Source organism: Glycomyces xiaoerkulensis, assembly GCF_002798405.1.
Lineage (GTDB): Bacteria > Actinomycetota > Actinomycetes > Mycobacteriales > Micromonosporaceae > Glycomyces > Glycomyces xiaoerkulensis.
The window spans coordinates 1-17,367 of the sequence record NZ_PGGV01000004.1 but is presented as its reverse complement, the minus strand read 5'-3'; the positions used below and the strand labels follow the sequence as shown (position 1 = coordinate 17,367).

General features: G+C 70.6%; 17 protein-coding genes and 1 pseudogene. 11 read left to right on the top strand and 7 right to left on the bottom strand.

All coding sequences use genetic code 11. The features are described 5' to 3' along the window. Window positions 1–20 precede the first annotated feature (20 nt). Genes CUT39_RS00945 through CUT39_RS00920 form a run of 6 tightly spaced genes read left to right on the top strand, consistent with a single transcriptional unit; the run spans window position 21 to window position 7,245 of the window. The gene (locus tag CUT39_RS00945; protein WP_100444080.1) at window positions 21–1,046 is read left to right on the top strand and encodes a Rossmann-fold NAD(P)-binding domain-containing protein; all 1,026 of its coding nucleotides are present in this window, start codon (window positions 21–23) and stop codon (window positions 1,044–1,046) included. Then, a complete protein-coding gene (locus tag CUT39_RS00940) occupies window positions 1,039–2,181 on the top strand; it encodes a saccharopine dehydrogenase C-terminal domain-containing protein (RefSeq protein ID WP_100444079.1) in 1,143 nt (380 codons plus the stop codon). Before CUT39_RS00945 ends, CUT39_RS00940 begins: the two co-directional genes overlap by 8 nt. A 54-nt stretch (window positions 2,182–2,235) precedes the next feature. Further along, the gene (locus CUT39_RS00935) at window positions 2,236–3,555 is read left to right on the top strand and encodes a lysine N(6)-hydroxylase/L-ornithine N(5)-oxygenase family protein (RefSeq protein WP_100444078.1); all 1,320 of its coding nucleotides are present in this window, start codon (window positions 2,236–2,238) and stop codon (window positions 3,553–3,555) included. Then, window positions 3,543–4,598, top strand: coding sequence for an NAD(P)/FAD-dependent oxidoreductase (locus tag CUT39_RS00930; protein ID WP_157930415.1), 1,056 nt, complete (start codon window positions 3,543–3,545; stop codon window positions 4,596–4,598). Before CUT39_RS00935 ends, CUT39_RS00930 begins: the two co-directional genes overlap by 13 nt. Further along, entirely contained in the window at window positions 4,595–6,595 is a 2,001-nt protein-coding gene (locus tag CUT39_RS00925; RefSeq protein ID WP_100444077.1) for a class I tRNA ligase family protein, read from the top strand. The genes CUT39_RS00930 and CUT39_RS00925 overlap by 4 nt, the downstream gene beginning before the upstream one ends. A gap of 38 nt (window positions 6,596–6,633) precedes the next feature. Continuing rightward, window positions 6,634–7,245, top strand: a complete 612-nt coding sequence (locus tag CUT39_RS00920) for a GNAT family N-acetyltransferase (protein WP_100444076.1) — start codon at window positions 6,634–6,636, stop codon at window positions 7,243–7,245. A 1-nt stretch (window position 7,246) separates the two neighbouring features. Here CUT39_RS00920 and CUT39_RS00915 read toward each other — a convergent pair whose 3' ends face one another. The 4 genes and pseudogenes from CUT39_RS00915 to CUT39_RS00900 all read right to left on the bottom strand — a co-directional run bounded on the left by CUT39_RS00915 (window position 7,247) and on the right by CUT39_RS00900 (window position 10,710). Further along, a complete protein-coding gene (locus CUT39_RS00915) occupies window positions 7,247–8,089 on the bottom strand; it encodes an aldo/keto reductase (protein WP_100444075.1) in 843 nt (280 codons plus the stop codon). A 58-nt stretch (window positions 8,090–8,147) separates the two neighbouring features. Next, window positions 8,148–9,470 (bottom strand): BNR-4 repeat-containing protein, encoded by a 1,323-nt coding sequence (locus tag CUT39_RS00910; protein WP_100444074.1) that lies wholly within the window; start codon window positions 9,468–9,470, stop codon window positions 8,148–8,150. A 190-nt stretch (window positions 9,471–9,660) separates the two neighbouring features. After that, window positions 9,661–10,088 (bottom strand): annotated as a pseudogene (locus CUT39_RS20950) (DUF4360 domain-containing protein); the annotation flags it as partial. Between the two features lie 184 nt (window positions 10,089–10,272). Further along, window positions 10,273–10,710, bottom strand: coding sequence for a MarR family winged helix-turn-helix transcriptional regulator (locus CUT39_RS00900; protein WP_100444073.1), 438 nt, complete (start codon window positions 10,708–10,710; stop codon window positions 10,273–10,275). A gap of 196 nt (window positions 10,711–10,906) precedes the next feature. Here CUT39_RS00900 and CUT39_RS00895 point away from each other — a divergent pair, with 196 nt between their 5' ends. Beyond that, on the top strand, window positions 10,907–11,992 hold the full coding sequence (locus CUT39_RS00895; protein ID WP_100444072.1) for an NADH:flavin oxidoreductase/NADH oxidase: 1,086 nt from the start codon (window positions 10,907–10,909) through the stop codon (window positions 11,990–11,992). A 57-nt stretch (window positions 11,993–12,049) separates the two neighbouring features. Here CUT39_RS00895 and CUT39_RS00890 read toward each other — a convergent pair whose 3' ends face one another. Beyond that, on the bottom strand, window positions 12,050–12,349 hold the full coding sequence (locus CUT39_RS00890; RefSeq protein ID WP_100444071.1) for a hypothetical protein: 300 nt from the start codon (window positions 12,347–12,349) through the stop codon (window positions 12,050–12,052). Continuing rightward, window positions 12,346–12,822 (bottom strand): DUF6789 family protein, encoded by a 477-nt coding sequence (locus tag CUT39_RS00885; protein WP_198586772.1) that lies wholly within the window; start codon window positions 12,820–12,822, stop codon window positions 12,346–12,348. The genes CUT39_RS00890 and CUT39_RS00885 overlap by 4 nt, the downstream gene beginning before the upstream one ends. 249 nt (window positions 12,823–13,071) lie before the next feature. Between CUT39_RS00885 and CUT39_RS00880 the strand changes: the two genes are divergently transcribed. After that, window positions 13,072–13,944, top strand: a complete 873-nt coding sequence (locus CUT39_RS00880; RefSeq protein WP_100444070.1) for an alpha/beta fold hydrolase — start codon at window positions 13,072–13,074, stop codon at window positions 13,942–13,944. 167 nt (window positions 13,945–14,111) lie between these two features. On the opposite strand, the gene CUT39_RS00875 is transcribed toward CUT39_RS00880, so the two are convergent. After that, window positions 14,112–14,504, bottom strand: a complete 393-nt coding sequence (locus CUT39_RS00875; RefSeq protein ID WP_198586771.1) for an SHOCT domain-containing protein — start codon at window positions 14,502–14,504, stop codon at window positions 14,112–14,114. 8 nt (window positions 14,505–14,512) lie between these two features. Between CUT39_RS00875 and CUT39_RS00870 the strand changes: the two genes are divergently transcribed. The 3 genes from CUT39_RS00870 to CUT39_RS00865 all read left to right on the top strand — a co-directional run bounded on the left by CUT39_RS00870 (window position 14,513) and on the right by CUT39_RS00865 (window position 17,344). Continuing rightward, complete coding sequence (locus CUT39_RS00870) at window positions 14,513–15,196, top strand: GNAT family N-acetyltransferase (RefSeq protein ID WP_100444069.1); 684 nt, start codon at window positions 14,513–14,515, stop codon at window positions 15,194–15,196. A gap of 163 nt (window positions 15,197–15,359) precedes the next feature. After that, entirely contained in the window at window positions 15,360–15,965 is a 606-nt protein-coding gene (locus CUT39_RS20085; RefSeq protein ID WP_157930414.1) for a hypothetical protein, read from the top strand. Between the two features lie 113 nt (window positions 15,966–16,078). Beyond that, entirely contained in the window at window positions 16,079–17,344 is a 1,266-nt protein-coding gene (locus CUT39_RS00865; protein WP_456298044.1) for an IS701 family transposase, read from the top strand. The last annotated feature ends 23 nt before the right edge of the window (window positions 17,345–17,367 follow it).

The following is a 17,367-nucleotide window of genomic DNA, read 5'->3' as shown; positions in this document are numbered from 1 at the left end:
GAAGAGAGGGGCGAACCCGTTTGAACCGCATCTGGCTCAGGCACGAACACCACCCCGACGAAACCAGGACCCCGCTGACCCCGCAGGACGCCCGGAGGCTCATCGCCGACGGCATCCCCGTCCACATCGAACGATCCGATACCCGCTGCTTCCCCGACGAGGAATACCGCCGCGCCGGCTGCCGCCTCGAGGGCCGCGGACACTGGCCCGCCGCACCCGCCGACGCGCTCGTCCTCGGCCTCAAGGCGCTGCCCGGAACCGATCGCCCGGTGAGCGGACGCCACGCCTACTTCGGGCACTGCTACAAGGGTCAGCCGGGCGCCGGTGACCTGCTCGGCCGCTTCGCCGCCGGGGGCGGCGAACTGCTCGACCTGGAATCCCTGACCGACGCCGCCGGACGGCGGGTCGCCGCCTTCGGATACTGGGCCGGATTCACCGGCGCCGCACTGGCGATGCTGCACTGGAACGGCCGACTGGAGGCACCGCTGGAGCCGACGGAGCGGTCCGCGCTGGTCGCCTCGCTGCGCCGGTGCCGCCGGCCGGTTCGCGTGCTCGTCACCGGTTCGGCCGGACGATGCGGCCGCGGCGCCCGGGAGGCCCTGGCCGCGGCCGGCGTCGAGGCCACCGGCTGGGACGTCGAGGAGACCCGCGATCTCGACCGCGAGGCGCTGACCGACCACGACCTCCTGATCAACGCCGTCCTCACCGACCGCCCGACCGAGCCCTTCCTGTCCCGGCGGCACCTGGACCCGGGCGGGCGCCTGTCGCTCGTCGCCGACGTCACCTGCGATGTCGGCACGCCGTACCACCTGCTGCCGTTCTACCGGGACCGCACCTCGTGGGCCGCGCCGGTCGCGGACACCGACTCCGGAGTCGCCGTCATCGCCATCGACAATCTTCCCTCGCTGCTGCCCCGAGAGTCCAGTTCGGACTTCTCGCGGCAGCTCCTGCCGTACCTGCTCGACTTCCCCCGAAACGAATCCTGGGCCCGCAGCCGCGGCGCCTTCCGCGACGCCCTCGCCGAATCGGAGACCACCCATGCTTGACGCACCCCTGGCCGCCCCGAGCGGGACCGTCCATTGGCTCGGAACCGGGCTCTCTACCGCGAGAGCCGGAATCGAACGCCTCCACCAGGAGGCGGACCTGGTGGTCTGGGGCCGCACCCGCGCTCGCGCCGAGCGCCGCCTCGCCGAGCTCGGCGTCACCGCGCCCGTCCGGATCCGGGGCCTCGACGAGGGGCTGGCCGAACGCGTCGGGCCCGGCGACGTCGTCGTGTCCATGCTGGCCCCGGCCATGCACGCCGACCTTCTGCGCGTCGCCATGGCCGCCGGAGCGCACTTCGCCTGCACCAGTTACACCTCCGCCGAGGTCGCCGCGCTCGCCCCGGCGGCCGCCTCCCGCGGGCTCGCCGTGGTCACCGAGACCGGGCTCGACCCGGGGATCGACCACCTGCTCACGGCGATCCTGGTCGGACGCCTGCGCGACCGTCTCGGCGCCGAGCCCGAGCGCGCGACCCTGCGCTCCCATTGCGGCGGCGTCCCGGCCGAGCCCGGCGAGTTCAAATACCGGTTCTCCTGGGCCCCTGTGGGGGTGCTGCGGGCGCTGGGCCAGCCGGCGACGTACGTCCGCGACGGGGACGACGTGACCGTCGCCCGCCCCTGGGAGGCGGTCGAGCCCTACCGCCTCAACGGGGAGTGCTTCGAGGCCTACCCCAACCGGGACTCCCGCCCCTTCATCGCCCAGTACGGGCTGGACCGCGGCGCGGTCGGCACCTTCGTGCGCGGCACCCTGCGCCCCGAAGGCTGGTCCGAGGCCTGGGCCGAGGTGTTCGAGGTCGTCGCCTCCGGAGACGAGCGGCGGTTGGTCGACCTGGCCGAGGAGCTCCAGGCGAGATACCCGACCACCCCCGATGACCGCGACCGAGTCGTCATGGCCGTCGACCTCGCTCTCGGAGCGGACGAACGGGACCTCGACGCCCGCGCCACACTCGACCTGACCGGCGACGACGCCGACACCGCCATGGCGCGCTGCGTCTCCCTGCCCCTGGTCTGCGCCCTCACCGACCTTGTAGAAGGAGTCACCGCGCCGGGCCTCCACCGCGCCACCGAGGACGCGGCCACCGCAGAGCGCTGGATCACCCGCCTCGGCTCCTGGGGAGTGCCGGTCGCCCTGCCCGCCTGAGCCGCCGCCACCTGCAACCGGACCCACCGCCCGCCGTCACCGAAAGGAAACAGCATGCGCAGACCCCACCGCGCGCCTCCGCCCGGGGGTCACTACTCCGTCGTCGGCATCGGCGCCGGCCCCGCCAATCTCAGCGTGGCGGCCCTGCTCTACGAGGACGGTGGCCTCCCGAACCTCTTCGTCGACCGCAAGGAGCGATTCTCCTGGCACGACGACCAGCTCATATCGGGGGCGACGCTCCAAGTGTCGGTGTTCAAAGACCTGGTGAGCATGACCGACCCCACCAGCCCGTTCAGCTTCACGGCCTACCTCAACCAGCAGGGGCGGATGTACCACTTCCTCAATGCCCAGTTCGCCGCCGTGCCGAGGGGGGAGTTCCGCAACTATCTGTCCTGGGCCGCCGAGACCAACGAGAACGTGGTCTTCGGCGAGGGCGTCCGGGAGGTCGACTTCGACGGCGTCTTCCGAATCCGCACCGACGCACGCGAAGTGACCGCCGACAACATCGTCATCGGAGTAGGAACGCTCCCATGGCTTCCCGACTTCGTCGCCCCGCACCTCGGCGCCGACCACTTTCACGTCAGCCGCCACCTGCGCCACGCCGCCGGCCTCGCCGGCAAGACCGTCGCCGTCGTCGGCGGGGGCCAGTCGGGGGCCGAGGCCTTCCTCGACCTCGTCAGCAGGCCCGCCGTCGAACGCCCGTCCAGCGTCATCTGGATCGCCAAACGCCGCAACTTCTTCCCGATCGACGACTCCGCGTTCACCAACGACCTGTTCATGCCGGAGTACTCCGACTACTTCCACCGGCTGCCCCGAGACATCCGCTCCGAGATCATCGCCTCCCACATCCTCACCTCGGACGGCATCTCCGAGGACACGCTCCGGTCGATCTACCAGCAGCTATACCACCTCCGCTTCATCGACGACGGCGACCACCCGTTCGGCCTGTACCCGAACCGGACCGTCGAGGACCTCCAGCGGCTCCCGTCCGGACGCTGGGAGCTGGTCGTGTCCCACAACGACGAGGCGGACTCCCAGAGCATGGTCGTCGACGCCGCCGTCTGGGCCACCGGCTTCCGACCGGCGCCCAAGGACTTCCTGGAGCCGCTCCTGCCGCGCATGCAGAGCGAGGGCGGCGAACTCAAAGTGGACGACGACTTCGCGGCGGTCTGGGACGGCCCGGCGGACCGGCGGATCTTCCTCCAGAACGCCGCGCGCGCCCAACGCGGCCTGCCCGACGTGAACCTGAGCCTGAACGCCTGGCGCGCCCAGCGCATCGTCAACCGCCTGCGGGGCGACTGCGGCAGATCCCCGCTGCCGTCCTTCATCCAGTGGTCGGCCAAGACCGAGAGCGAGGCGCCGTGGAACGGGTAGACGTCGCCATCGTCGGTGGCGGCGTTATCGGCGCCGCTACCGCCTTCCAACTGCTCCAATCCCGCCCCGGCCTGCGTGTCGCGCTCATCGAACGCGGCCTGGTCGGCCACGGGGCCTCCGCCCGGTCCGCAGGCGTCCACGTGCTCCGGGGCGGCACCCCCCGCGTCCGCGAGATGTCCCTGCTCAGCCACATGCGCTGGCGGGAGTGGTCGAGCAGGCACCACCTGCCGATCCGGGAGCTCCCCACCGTCGTCGTCGCCGATGAGAACTCCAAGGACCGCATCGCCGAGCAGTACTTCCAGCAGGCCGCGATCCGCCGGACCGACCGGTCGGCCCTCGACGCGCCCGGATTCCGGCCACCGGACGGCACCGCCGTCTGGGAGGCCGAGGGCAGCCACTACGCCGACGTGGAGGACGTCGCCGGGCGCCTCGTCCGCGCCGTCCGCGACCGCGCCTCCGTCTGGGAGGGCAGCGAAGTGGTCGGACTCCGCCCGCTGGACGGGGCCACCGCGGTCGACCTCGGCCAGGGCAGGACCCTCACGGCCGCCTCCGTCGTCCTGGCCCCCGGGCCGTGGATCAGGCATCCGGCCTGGGCCGACCTGCTGGCGCCGCTGGGGGTCAGGGTCAAGAAGATCGTCGCCCTCCACATCGAGCACGAGCCTCGGCGGGGCCGGCCGCTGACGATCCTCCAGGACGACGACGCGTTCATAGTCCCCTACTTCGAACGCGGGCACCTGCTGTTCAGCTACACCTGCGACGAGTGGGACGTCGACCCCGACCGGCCCCTCGGCGCACTCGACGACGAGGCCCTCCAACAGGGCAGGGCCGTGCTGCGCCGCTACTTCCCCGACCTGGCCGACGCCTGCGTCTCCGGCCGGGTCTTCTGCGACACCTACTCGCCCCACCGCGAACCCGTGATCAGGGCCGTCGCCGACGGCGTCTTCTACGCCGGGGCCGCGAACGGCTCCGGATACCGCCTGGCGCCGGCCGTCGCAGACGCGGTCCAAGACCTCATCTCCAAGCGCGACAAGGGAGCCTCATGATCCTCGACTACTTCGACCAGAACACCTACGGCGAGGCCTTCGGGATCGACGTCGCCGAAGTCCAAGGCCTCGGCGTCGGCGCCGGCTGGGGGCGGGTGGCACCGGGGACCACCTCGACCTGGCACCAGCACGACGAGACCGAGTTCTTCCTGTTCGTCTCCGGACGAGGGGAGCTGTGCGTGGACGGCCGGGCCCACCCGGTGCGGCCGGGAACCGTGGCGCTGTTCGAGCCGTTCGAATCCCACACCGTCACCAACACCGGCGACGAGGACCTCATCCTGTTCACCCAGTACTGGCGCGGACCGCGCCGAGCCGAGGCCTCGGCCCGGTCGACCACGCGCCCCAGCCCCGTCGGCCGCCCGCAGTTCGTGTGCAGCCCGACGGTCACCCCCAACGGCGACCTGCACCTGGGCCACCTCTCCGGGCCCTACCTCGGCGCCGACGTCTACGTCCGCTTCCAAAGGCTGCTCGGGAACGAGGCGTGGCACGTGTCCGGCTCCGACGACTACCAGTGCTACGTGACCGCCCGCGCCCGCCGGGAAGGGATCGAACCGTCCGAAGTCGCCTCCCGCTACGCCACCGAGATACAGCAGACCCTGCGGGCCATGGACATCGTGCCCGACCAGTTCACCAGGACCTCCGAGGCCGAGGGCTACCGGGAGTCGCTCCGGGGCTGCTTCGCCCGCTTGACCGCCTCGGGCAGGGTGCGGCCGTCCGCCACCCTGGCACTGCGCGACGGCGGCAGCGGCGAGTACCTCTACGAGGCCAAAGTCGCCGGGAAGTGCCCGGCCTGCGGAGAGCTCACCGGAGGCAACGGCTGCGAGGAGTGCGGCGTGCCGAACCTCGTGGCCGATCTGGTCGACCCCGTCTCGAAGCTCGGGGGCGCCCCGCCCGTGCCCGACGAGGTCGAACGCTACTCGATCGACGTCCACGAGCTGGCCGACGAGATCGTCGACCACCATCGCAAGGGCCGCGTCCCCGCCCGCGCCAGAGAGGTGACCGCGCGCTTCCTCGCCCGCAAGAACCTCGACATAGCCCTCACCCACCCTTCGACGTGGGGCGTCGAGCCCGCCGACTCGGCCCTGCCCGGCCAGACCGTCTGGTCCTGGCCGGAGACCGCGTTCGGCTTCCTCTACTCGATCGGCCGCATCGGCGAGCGCCTCGGTCGGCCGTGGCGCGCAGACCGGCCGGAGCGGGACTGGAAGATGGTGATGTTCCTCGGCTTCGACCACGCCGTCTACAGCACCGTCCTGTGGCCGATGATGTACCGGACGGCCTTCCCCGACTGGCACCCCGACATCGACTACCACCTCAATGAGTTCTACCTGCTCGACGGCGAGAAGTTCTCCACCAGCCGGCGCCACGCCATCTGGGGCAGGGAGATCCTCACGCCCGAGACGGTGGACTCGGTCCGCTTCTACCTGTGCCTGACCCGCCCCGAAGGCGAGCGCACCAACTTCGTGCGGTCCGAGTACGAGACCTTCACCGAATCGGTCCTCATCGGCCGGTGGGAGACCTGGTTGACCGACCTGGGCCGCCGCGTCGAGGACCGCTACGGCGCCATCCCCGACGCCGGGACCTGGACCGACGAACACACCGCCTTCTACGCCGATCTGAACCGCCGCTTGGAGGCGATCACGGCCGCACTGAGCCCCGACAGATTCTCGCCGCGCCGAGCCGCCGCCGAGCTGTGCGACCTGGTCGACGACGCCCGCGAGTTCTCGCGGACCCAGGAACTGCTGTCCGAACTCGACACCTGGTCCTCCGAGGCCCGCACCGCCGTCGCCCTGGAACTGGCCGCGGCGCGCCTCCTGGCGACGGGCACCGCCGCGCTGGTGCCGCGCCTGTCGGACCGCCTCCACCGAGCGCTCGGCCTGGACCCGCTCGAGCGCTGGCCGGAGGTAGTGGAACTGGTCGAACCGGGCAACCGGTGCGACCTGGCCTCGGCGAGGATCGTCCCGGCCGCGTCCGGGGCCGATAGGAGTCCTGTGATGTAACCTGATCGCAATTCCAGTCGATCACCGGGGGGCGGAGCATGCGGCGTCCATGGAGCGAGACCGCCCCGACGCTGCTCGCCGGGTATTCGGCCGAGCTGCATCCGATAGCGGAGTCGCACCGCGATCCGCTCCGTGAGCTGGCCCGCGACGAGGCCATCTGGACCCACTTCGCCGCGTGGCCCGCCTCCGAAGCGGGCTTCGCGGCGTTCTTCGACGCCATGCTCGCCGACCGGCGGGCCGGGACCCGCTACTCGTTCGCCGTGGTCGACGTCCGCACCGGCGAGTTCGCCGGCAGCACCGCCTACGGCGGCCTGGACGAGGCCAACGACCGCTTGGAGATCGGGTGGACCTGGCTCTCGCGCGCCCACCAGGGCCTCGGGCTCAACCGCGCGGCGAAGTACCTCCTGCTCAAGCACGCCTTCGAGGTCCTGGCCTGCAGGCGCGTCGAATTCAAGACCGACGTGCTCAACGTCCCGGCCCGCAGGGCCCTGGAGTCGATCGGCGCCCGGGAGGAAGGCGTCTTCCGCTCCTACAACTACATGCCGTCGGGCCGCCGCCGCGACGCGGTTTTCTACTCCATGCTCGACAGTGAGTGGCCGGAGGCGGAGCGGGCCCTCCGGAGCCGTCTGGGGACGGCCCGCCCCGGCTGATCTATACGCGGTCGAAGGTGTTCGGGTCCGGCCCCATGCGGCCCTGCTCGCCGCGGTCGAGCGCGTCGATCGAGGCGGCCTCGGCGGCGGTGAGCTCGAAGTCGAACAGGTCGAAGTTCTCCTCCATGCGTTCCCGGCGCATCGACTTGGGGAAGACGATGTCGCCGCGCTGCAGGTGCCAGCGCAGGACGGCCTGGGCCGGCGTCTTGCCGTGCGCGCGGGCGACCTCGACGACCGCCGGGTCCTCCAGGACCCCGGACTTGGCCTGGCCGAGCGGCCCCCACGCCTCGACGGCGATGTCGTGCGAGGCGCACTCCTCGCGCACCGCCTCGTTGCGGAAGTACGGGTGGATCTCGACCTGGTTGACCGCCGGCACCGTGCCGGTCTCGGCGACGATCCGCTCGATGTGGGCCGGCTCGAAGTTCGACACGCCCGCGGTGCGCAGGCGCCCGTCGCCGAGCAGCTCGATGATCGCGTTCCAGGTCGAGACGAAGTCGCCCTCGTACCGGGTCGGCAGCGGCCAGTGGATGAGGAACAGGTCCAGATAGTCCAGGCCCAGCTCCTCGAGTGTCCGGTCGAACGAGCGGACCACGTCCTCGGGCTCGTGCATGCTGTTGGTGAGCTTGCTGGTGATGTAGAGGTCCTCCCGCGGGATCCCGGAGGCGCGGACCGCCTCGCCGACGCCGGCCTCGTTGGCGTACCCCTGCGCGGTGTCGATGTGCCGGTAGCCGACCTCGAGCGCCTGCGCCACGGTCTGCGCGGTCTCCTCGGGCGGGACCAGGAACGTGCCGAACCCGAGTTGCGGGATCGCCGTTTCGTCGTTGAGCTTGATCGTCGGAATCATGCCGTCGATGCTAGAGGCGGCCCGAGCCTCGCGCCGCGCCCACCCGAACCGGCGCCGGTCAGTCGCGCGGCAGGTCGCGCAGGACGATCTCGCAGCGGAAATGCTGGGACGCGGTCATCGTTCCGCGGAACCAGAGCAGCGGGACCCGGCCGCGGTCGCCCGGCGCCACGATCGGCCGCAGGTTGTCGACGGCCGACCCTTCGGTGACCGCGGTCCACCGCCACGTCGCCCCGCCGTCCGGGGTGCGCCCGCGGAAGATCTCGTAGTGCGGCAGGGACGACCCGTCGCGCGGGTCCACCGGCGTGGAGACGTACACCGAGTCCAGGTCGTACGGGTCGACCGCGACCAGACCGGTGTAGTCCTCCTCGTGCGGCAGCAGGCCCGGACCGGCCTTGGCCAGTCGATGGACCTCCCAGTCGCCGCCGGGGGAGCGGCGAGCGTAGAAGAAGCGGAGGTCCGGCGACGGCCGCCCCCGCTCGAACCGCTCCGAACCGTCGGGGCGGTCGGCGGCCCTGGCGGTCAGGACCGCGGCGAGGGTGCCGTCGCCCGAGCGCCGGATGTCGGTGGTCCAGCAGTGCGACATCCACTCCCCATCCCACTCCGAGTTCGCCGCGAACACCGTCGTGAGCTCCACCTGCGAGGGCGCCTCGCCGTCCAGCGCGGCCCCGTCGACCACGCCGCCGTCGCTGCGCCGCAGCGCGCCGCCCTCCAGGTATCCGTGGTAGATGGAGTTGTCGTAGTCCCGCGGGTGGTGGTCGGTGGTGACCAGATCGATCCGGCCGCCGCCGGAGACGTAGCGGGTGTAGCCGTTGACGTAGCCGACCTTGGGCCGCGTGAACAGTTTGCCCGCGTACGCCCAGGTGTCGCCGTTGTCGTCGGAGACGATCGCGCACTGGTCGTCGTTGACCGCCCGCGCGAAGCAGTACAGCCGGCCGCTCATGACGTGGAGGTTGGAGTAGGTGACCCCATGGCCCCCGGTCAGGTCGCTCCAGTCGAACGTCCGCTCCGGACCCCACCGCGTCGGATCGCCGGGCTCGCTGATCCTCCAGCGGGTCAGGTCGTCGGTCCTGTGCTTGGTGTAGACGGCCAGCCACCGCCCGTCCGGGCGCCGCCACAGCGCCGGCACGTCGTGGTCGTCGGCCTCGAGGCGCTCGTGCAGCACGACCACCCGGCTCGTCCCCGACGGCAGGTCGACCACGGTGAGCTCGACGTTGCCCGCGCGCGATTCGCCGCCCGGGCCCTCGGGGGCCGCGATCGATCCGACCACGAGCTGCTGGGTCAGCGGGTCGACCAGCGCCCGCTCGTCCTGGAACCAGCACCAGGCGCCGTTGTCGTTGACCACTAGCGGTTGCACGGCGGGTTCCGCGTCCGGTCGGTTCATGGGTGGACACCTTCCTCGTCGGCCAGTCGGCTTGGTGGCCGCCGGACCTGATGGTAAGCGCTTGCGGTTCCGTGCCTCGAGACTACCGGAGCACGCCGAGGGGCCCGACGGGAGCGTCCGCGGCCCGGCCGCACGGCACACCGGGCCGCGGACGCGGGGCCGCGGCCTCACGGCGCGGCCCCGTCTCCAACTAGTGGTGGGGGCAGCGCTTCCAGGCGAAGTGGTACTCGGTGCTGATGCCGCCGTCAGTGGAGTCCATCGTCATGAAGCTCTTCTTGGCGGGGTTGTCGCCCGCCGACACCCGCACCTCGGTGTTGATGTTGAAGTTGCGCTCCTCGCCGCAAGGCTCAAAGACGAGTTGGGGCGCTTCGACCTCATCGGTGAACTGCCAGTTGTCGCTGTGGGGGCCTCCAGCTCGTGGGTGATGCTGGAGGTGGCGGAGTGGCCGGTGAAGTAGTAGCTGGCCTTCTGAACGCCGCCGGCGCCTTCCTCAAGGTGTCCGAAGCCGCGGTAGTCGGCGCTGGCGATCGCGTACGTGAACCCCTGCGGGACGTGCACGACCAGGTTGAGCTGGCAATTCTTGCGGAAGCCGGTCGGATCGGCGTTCCCGCCGGCCTGGTCTGGTTCGCGGCAGTCGGGCTCGACTGCCGAACAGCGGACTGGGGATCGGATCTTCTGCACCGCAGGGCTCGGGCGCGAGAGCCGATGGACCGCCACGCCCCCGTCGCCGCGGCAGGTCTCGCACTTCCGGCGATTCGGCAGGGCGGACCGGGGTCGATCGGCGCGGCGGGCTTCCCGCGCGTCAGGCGATGTTCCGGAGTGCCTCGACCAGCGGGGCGAACTCGCCGTCGTCCTCGGCCTCGTCGAGGGCCTCCTGAAGGGCACGGTCGTGGGTGGGGCCTGCAGCTTCGAGCAGGGCCGCGCCGGACTCGGTGACGTCGGTATAGATGCCGCGCCGGTCCGATTCGCAGATGGTGCGCTCCAGCAGGCCGCGGTCTTCCAGGCGCCCCACCAACCGCGTGGTGGCGCTCTGGCTCAGCGCCACGGCGTCGGCCACCTGCCGCATCTGGAGGTGCCGTCCGTCGCTCTGGCGGTTCAGGACGGTGAGCAGGGAGAACTCGCGTGCGCTCAGCCCGTGCTCGTCCTGCAGCCGGCGCTCGATGCGACCGGCGATGCGCTCGTGCAGGACCGACAGTGCGCACCAATGCTGCGCCAGCGCGGTCGGCATGGTCGCGGTCACGGCACTCCTCCCCTCGCGGCTACCGACGATAATCCTATCGCACGGCGATATAAGTTCCACGACGATAATCGTCGTTTGCATTAACCCGCGTCTGCAAGTATTGTCGTGCGTGACCGATCGACCGACGTCGGCCGGCCTCCCGACCGGCTCGGCGAGGGCACCGTGAACCCGGTCCCGACGACATAGGGAGTCAACCATGGACAGCAACCTGTTCACCCCGCTCGCTCTGCGCGGCACCGTCATCCCCAACCGGGTATGGATGGCGCCGATGTGCCAGTACAGCGCCGCCACCGAGGGGCCGCGGACCGGCGCCCCGAACGACTGGCACGTCCAGCACTACGGCTCCCGAGCCGTCGGCGGACCCGGCCTGATCCTGGTGGAGGCCACCGGGGTCGTCCCCGAAGGCCGCATCAGCCCGGCCGACCTCGGCATCTGGAACGACGAGCAGGTCGCCGGCCACCGGCGCCTGACCGACTTCATGCGCTCCCAGGGCGTGGTCCCCGGCATCCAGCTCGCCCACGCCGGCCGCAAGGCCGCCACCGACGTCGAATTCCACGGCGGCAGACCGCTCGCCGACGACGAAGGCGGCTGGGAGCCGGTCGGCCCCAGCACCATCGCCTTCGACGAGCGCCACCGCACCCCGCACGAAATGAGCGCCGACGAGATCCGAGGCGCCGTGGACGCCTTCGCGCGGGCCGCGCGCCGGGCCGTCGAAGCCGGCTACGAGGTCGTCGAGGTCCACGCCGCCCACGGCTACCTGGTGCACGAATTCCTCTCCCCGGTATCGAACCGGCGCGACGACGCCTACGGCGGCGCCTTCGAGGGCCGGACCCGCCTCCTGCGCGAAATCGTCGACGCCGTCCGAGAAGCCATCGGCCCTGACCGGCCGCTGCTGGTGCGCGTCTCGGCCACCGACTGGATCGAACCCGACGGCTGGACCGGCGACGACACGGTACGCCTGGCCGCCGAGCTCACCGCGCGCGGCGTCGACCTGCTGCACGTCTCCTCCGGCGGCAACCTCACCGGGGCGGCGATCCCGACCGGCCCCGGGTACCAGGTCCCCTTCGCCGCGAGGGTGCGCCGCGAGACCGGCCTCCCGACCGTCGCGGTCGGCATGATCACCGAGGCCGAGCAGGCCGAGAAGATCCTCGCCAACGGCGAAGCCGACGCCGTCGCGCTCGGCCGCGAACTGCTCCGCAATCCGCACTGGCCCCGCCAGGCCGCCCGCAGCCTCGGAGCCGAGCATCCGCTCCCGGCCCAATACCGGCGGGCCGACCGCTGAGCGAACGGATCCGGGGCGCCGGGCGACGGAATCCGCCGCCCGGCGCCCCGATGGCGACTAGACGCTACGGGCGCAGGTGCAGCCCTCGGCGGTGGGGGACCGGCGGCAGGAGCAGTGCCGGGACCGGCGCCGTTGGAACCACCACAGGGCCCCCGCGAGGGCGGCGAGGACGACGGCCAGGGCCGGCAGCCACCCCACGATGACGGCCGCGGAGCCGCCGAGCACTCCGATCGCGATCAGGACCGGCAGCAGGCAGCATGCCACGCAGGCGATCCCGGCCAGACCGGCCAACGCCTTGGGGCCCCGGGCTCGCGGGGGTCGGTGATCCTCGTCGACCTTCGCCACGGCGGTCCTCACCGGGCACCTCCTGAGGCCGCGGACCGGCCGAGCAGGCCGCCGAGCACGATCCCGTAGATCAGGTGCAGCACCAGCGTCGCCACCGCGATCGGCGCGGCGACGGACGTGCCGAACGGACCCCACCCCAGGACCGGCAGCCAGACCAGCCCCATCAGGACCCACAGAGCCGCCCCGTACGCGGCTCCGGTCCACAGGTTGACCCGCCGGAACAGCCCGGCCAGCGCCGTCCCGGCGACCGCACCGTAGGCCAGGTGGCTTCCGGCCGCCAGTGCGACCATCCCCGGCCGAGGCAGTTCTCCCAGCGCGTGGGCCACGAGGGCAGCGGGGATCGGCTTGGGCATCGGCGATATCCCGGTCGCCGTGGCCGCCAGCATCACCACGCTCATCGCCACGGTCGCCAGCGCGCCCCATCCGGCGCCCGCCGCCAGCCGCCGCCGGTCGAGAACCGTCGCCTCGCCTCGGGTGGTCGTCATCGTTTCCCTCATTCCGTCATACTGGTGACGCGCCTGCGCGCCCCGCATTCGTCGTACTGTCCGAAATGAAGGTAAACCCGTATCCGGGTACCGGATGCAACCGCGAAGACCAGTGACGGCGGACACGCCGCGGTGGTGCGGGATCAGTCGGCGGGCGTCGCCCCGAACCGCCCTGATCCCCCCGGGGCCGCGGTTCACCCGTCGGCGAACATCATGGCGGTCCGAGTCCGCTCCGGATAGCGTCGCGCCATGCCACACGCCACCGTCGAAGACATCAGACTCTGCTACGAAGAGACCGGCGACGGCCCAGCCGTCGTCTTCGTCCACGGCGGACTCGCCGACCGCCGGATGTGGGACGACCAGTTCGCGGCACTGGCCGACCACCGGACGGTCCGCTACGACGCCCGCGGCCACGGCGAGTCGGACACCGGCGAGGGCCCGTTCTCCGGCCACCGGGATCTGCTGGCGCTGATGGACGCGCTGTCGGTCGAGCGGGCCGTGCTGGTCGGGAACTCGATCGGCGGCGGGCACGCGGTCGAGGCGGCGCTGGCCGCGCCGGATCGGGTGGCCGGAATGGTCCTGGTCTCGGCCGGACTGGTCGGGTACGAGTGGCCGCCGACGTTCGTCCAGGAGGCCCAGTCCCGCGTCCACGGCACGGTCCCGGCCGAGCGGATGGCGGTGTACCGGCAAGGTGACGGCGCCGACGTCCCCGAACTCGACCACGACCTCGACGTCTTCGCTGGGGCCCACATCCGGTGGATGATCGCCGGTCCGGCCCGCACCGAGGACGACCTGCCCGCAGGTGTCTGGGAGCGGGCGGTGGCGATGTTCCGCGCCCGCCTGCGGCGCATGTGGACGGAGGACTCGCCGCAGGAGACGGCCCCTGATGTCCCGGCCCAGGAGCGGCTGCGCGAGGTCGAGGCACCGACCCTGGTGGTCAACGGGCTGGAGGATGTACCGGAGATCCAGGCGGTTTCCGACCTGTTGAGCCGTGAAGACACCGGGATCCCCGGTGCCCGACGCGTCGATCTGCCCGACACCGGCCACTGCGCGCCGCTGGAACGGCCCGAGGAGTTCACCGGTCTCCTGCGCTCTTTCCTGGCCGAACAGGCGACCGGGTAGTTCCCGCACACGACAAAGCCCCGGCACAGGGCCGGGGCTATCCGCCGCAGCGGGCGCTTCCATGGTATGGAAATTCAAGTTTAACCGGTGACGCCGGGAAACGCCGACCCGGAAGCCGCGGCCGAAATCTCACCCACCGCCCATGAAACCCGGCACCGTGGCGGGACTCAGCCTGATCCGGGCTCCACGAGCAGTCGGCGTTTGGCGCTCTCGAACTCCTCGTCGGAGAGGACTCCCTGGTCGTGCAGTGCCGCGAGCTCGGCGATGCGGCGGACCATCTCGTCGTCGCGGTGCCGGTAGTCGGTCTTCGGCACCTGCTTGCCGATACCGGAGGCAAAGATGACGATCAGGAGCAGCAGCAGGAAGGCGCCGGCTCCGATGAGGAGTCCCCGTCCCAGGGCGATGTTGCTGTTCCGGATGCGCCAGCAGCGGTCGGCACCGAACCCGAAATTCGGGCAGAACGCCTGGCTGCTCGCCCCCATGATCGCCATCCCGAAGATGCCGAACAGAATGAGGGCCGCTGCGGCAATCCGTGCGGCTTCGTCGCCGTCGTGGGACACTGCGCCGCATGGAAGGACCGTCACCGACCCATACCGCTCCGGCCCGATTGACCAAGCGCTTGCGGCTGGAACCGGTCGGACCCGCCCGCACACGTGACCTGTGGCAGGTGCATGACGACGACGCGGTTTGGCCCTGGTACGGCGAGGAAAAGCCGGGTCTGGCCCAGGCGGAGCGGCGGGCGAGGTCCATGGGCGACTCGTGGCGGTTCCACGGCGTCCACAAGTGGATCGCCTACGACCGGGAGAGCGGCGAGGTCGTCGGCCGCGGCGGCTTGTCGCGCACGCCGGTCGACGACGACTGGGGTCAGCTCTACGAGTTCCTCCCGGCGGAGCCGTGGGTGCGCATAGCTCACAGCAGCCAGCACCCGTTCACCGCGCACGCGAACTGGCTCGAGATCGGTTGGGCGCTGCGGCGACGGTTCTGGGGGCGCGGCTACGCGTCCGAGATTGGTCGGGCCGCGCTGGCGTTCGCGTTCGACGTCCTCGGCGTGCAGGCGGTTGTGTCGTGCACGCTTCGCCACAATGTCCGTTCACGGGCCGTGATGGAGCGCATCGGTATGCGGTACGTCGGTGAGATCCGGAGCCGCGGCACGGTCGAAGGCGTCCAGGGGGAGCGGGACGATGCGCCGTTCGCGGCGTGCGTGCTGCTGCGAAAGGACTGGGAGCGGCGCCGGACGACTTATGCGCCTTGAGAGATCGAGCAATGCACCCGCGGTTCGAGCGCCGCGGCGCCTGCGAGGGCCGTGCCCGCCCTGTGATGCGCCCCAGGCGGTCTCAACCGTCGCTCACCGCCGACTGACCACGCCCTACGCTTGGTCTGTTGAAGCGCTCTCAGGAGAACACAAAGGGGGACCAATGGGAGCTGTCGGCGTCGATACAGTCTGGACCGGGGCCAGACAAACAGATTATGAGCCTTCGGGTGGTCGTTACGTGCTTTCGCCCCTGCTTAAGATCCTGTTCGTGTTTCCCGTAGTCCTACTGTCCGGGTGCTTCGGAGTACCAGGGAAGGCACTCGTGGATCCACCATACTCGGTTACGAAGGAGCAAATAGTCGGAACATGGGAGAACGGGGTGGCGGCCATCGATTTTGCATCAGATGGAACTTTTACCGCGGCAGGTATTCCGGGTAATGTCTGGGAATACCATGGCCCCAGCGGCAGTTCGATCACAGCGGCCGGTTGGTGGCAAGGATGCAGAACAAGGGAGTCGCAGGTTAGGGAGTGCGACCGTGACTCTGGATATCTGCGAATCGCACTTTCATGTGACTATGTTATTGATAGGCAAGGTGAATTGACGTCCGGGATCGAGGACGGCACAGTTGAGCCCGGCTGCTCCCGGGCTGAGCTGCATTATCAGGATGAAACCCTGTGGCTGTACATAGGGATAGACCCGAATGAACCGCGTGACGAGTACTACAGGTTCTCGAAGGTGCGGGACCAAGCCAAATTAGTACTCCAGTGAGAGTTCAGGTTGTGAGCTGCGGGGATGCCGTCGCTGGGCGCGGGACGGCCGCCGTGATCATTGTTGTTGTGAGGCAACTGAAGAGCACGACGGCCGCTTTGGCGAGTGTAGACGTGGGCCGCTGGCGGTCTGACCTGGACGCGCTGTGGGCGCGCCTGGCTTCGGCGTTCCGGCGGATCGAGACCAGGCAGAACGCGAAGCGCCTGACGCAGGCGATGATGGCGCATCTGGAACGGCGCAACTGCTGGACCCTGGCCGAGCATGCAGGCGAGGCCGGGCCCTGGCGGTTCCAGCACCTCCTCTCCCGTGCGAGCTGGGACGATGCACAGGTCCGGTCCGAGATCCGCGCCTGGGCGTCCGAGCAGCTGAGCACCGGAGCGGGCCTGCGGGTCCTGGCCGTGGACGAAACCGGCGATGTCAAGAAAGGCGATCGGACGGTTGGGGTGCAGCGGCAGTACTCGGGGACGGCGGGCCGGATCGAGAACTGCCAGTTGGGGGTCTACCTCACCCTGGCGACCGCGGCCGGGCACGCGCCGGTCGATGTCCGCCTCTACCTGCCGAAGTCCTGGACCGACGATCCCGGGCGGTGTGCGGCGGCGGGTGTGCCCGAACAGGTCGGCTTCGCCACCAAGCCCGAACTGGCCGGCGATATGATCGAGGCCGCGCTCGATGCCGGAATCGGCGCCGACTTCGCTGTCGGCGACGAGGCCTACGGCGTCAACCCCGACCTGCGCGCCCGGCTCGAAGCCCGCGGCCTGCCCTATGTCCTGGCCGTCGCCTGCACTACCCCGGTCGCTGTCGAAGCGGGTAAGACCACCGCCGCCGAAGCCATCGAACAGGCAGGAGTCGCCTGGCAGCCCCGATCGGCCGGAGACGGCGCGAAGGGCCTGCGGTGTTATGACTGGGCCTGGATCGATCTCGTACCCGAACGCGGCGGGCACGCGCATCTGCTGGCCCGCCGGAACCGGCGCACCGGCGAACTCGCCTACTACCTGGCCTGGACCCTCACAGCAGTCCCGCTCCAGACACTGGTCACGGTCGCCGGGATGCGCTGGAGGATCGAGGAGACCTTCCAGGGCGCCAAGGAACTCGCCGGACTCGATGAGCACCAAGTCCGGACCTGGACCTCGTGGCACCGGTGGGTCACCCTCGCGATGCTCGCCTACGCCTTCCTCGCCGCGACCCGCGCCCGCGAATCCGACCCGGACGAGTCCGACATGATCCCGTTGACCTGCAACGAAATCCGCCACCTGATAGTCAGTGCAGCCGCGCCCGACCTCAACTGGCAACACCGGCTCCGCTGGTCGACCTGGCGACGCCGCCACCAAGCCACCGCGAAACAGCTCCACTACCAGCGACAACTCACCCTCGCCGCATGAAACCCGAACCTACAACTGGAGTA

What these genes read in the sequence shown, in the direction of transcription:
- CUT39_RS00940 (WP_100444079.1), top strand. Translation starts at nt 1,039, where the DNA reads ATGCTTGACGCACCCCTGGCCGCCCCGAGCGGGACCGTCCATTGGCTC.
- CUT39_RS00935 (WP_100444078.1), top strand. Translation starts at nt 2,236, where the DNA reads ATGCGCAGACCCCACCGCGCGCCTCCGCCCGGGGGTCACTACTCCGTC.
- CUT39_RS00925 (WP_100444077.1), top strand. Translation starts at nt 4,595, where the DNA reads ATGATCCTCGACTACTTCGACCAGAACACCTACGGCGAGGCCTTCGGG.
- CUT39_RS00920 (WP_100444076.1), top strand. Translation starts at nt 6,634, where the DNA reads ATGCGGCGTCCATGGAGCGAGACCGCCCCGACGCTGCTCGCCGGGTAT.
- CUT39_RS00915 (WP_100444075.1), bottom strand. Translation starts at nt 8,089, where the DNA reads ATGATTCCGACGATCAAGCTCAACGACGAAACGGCGATCCCGCAACTC.
- CUT39_RS00910 (WP_100444074.1), bottom strand. Translation starts at nt 9,470, where the DNA reads ATGAACCGACCGGACGCGGAACCCGCCGTGCAACCGCTAGTGGTCAAC.
- CUT39_RS00895 (WP_100444072.1), top strand. Translation starts at nt 10,907, where the DNA reads ATGGACAGCAACCTGTTCACCCCGCTCGCTCTGCGCGGCACCGTCATC.
- CUT39_RS00885 (WP_198586772.1), bottom strand. Translation starts at nt 12,822, where the DNA reads ATGACGACCACCCGAGGCGAGGCGACGGTTCTCGACCGGCGGCGGCTG.
- CUT39_RS00880 (WP_100444070.1), top strand. Translation starts at nt 13,072, where the DNA reads ATGCCACACGCCACCGTCGAAGACATCAGACTCTGCTACGAAGAGACC.
- CUT39_RS00870 (WP_100444069.1), top strand. Translation starts at nt 14,513, where the DNA reads ATGGAAGGACCGTCACCGACCCATACCGCTCCGGCCCGATTGACCAAG.
- CUT39_RS20085 (WP_157930414.1), top strand. Translation starts at nt 15,360, where the DNA reads ATGGGAGCTGTCGGCGTCGATACAGTCTGGACCGGGGCCAGACAAACA.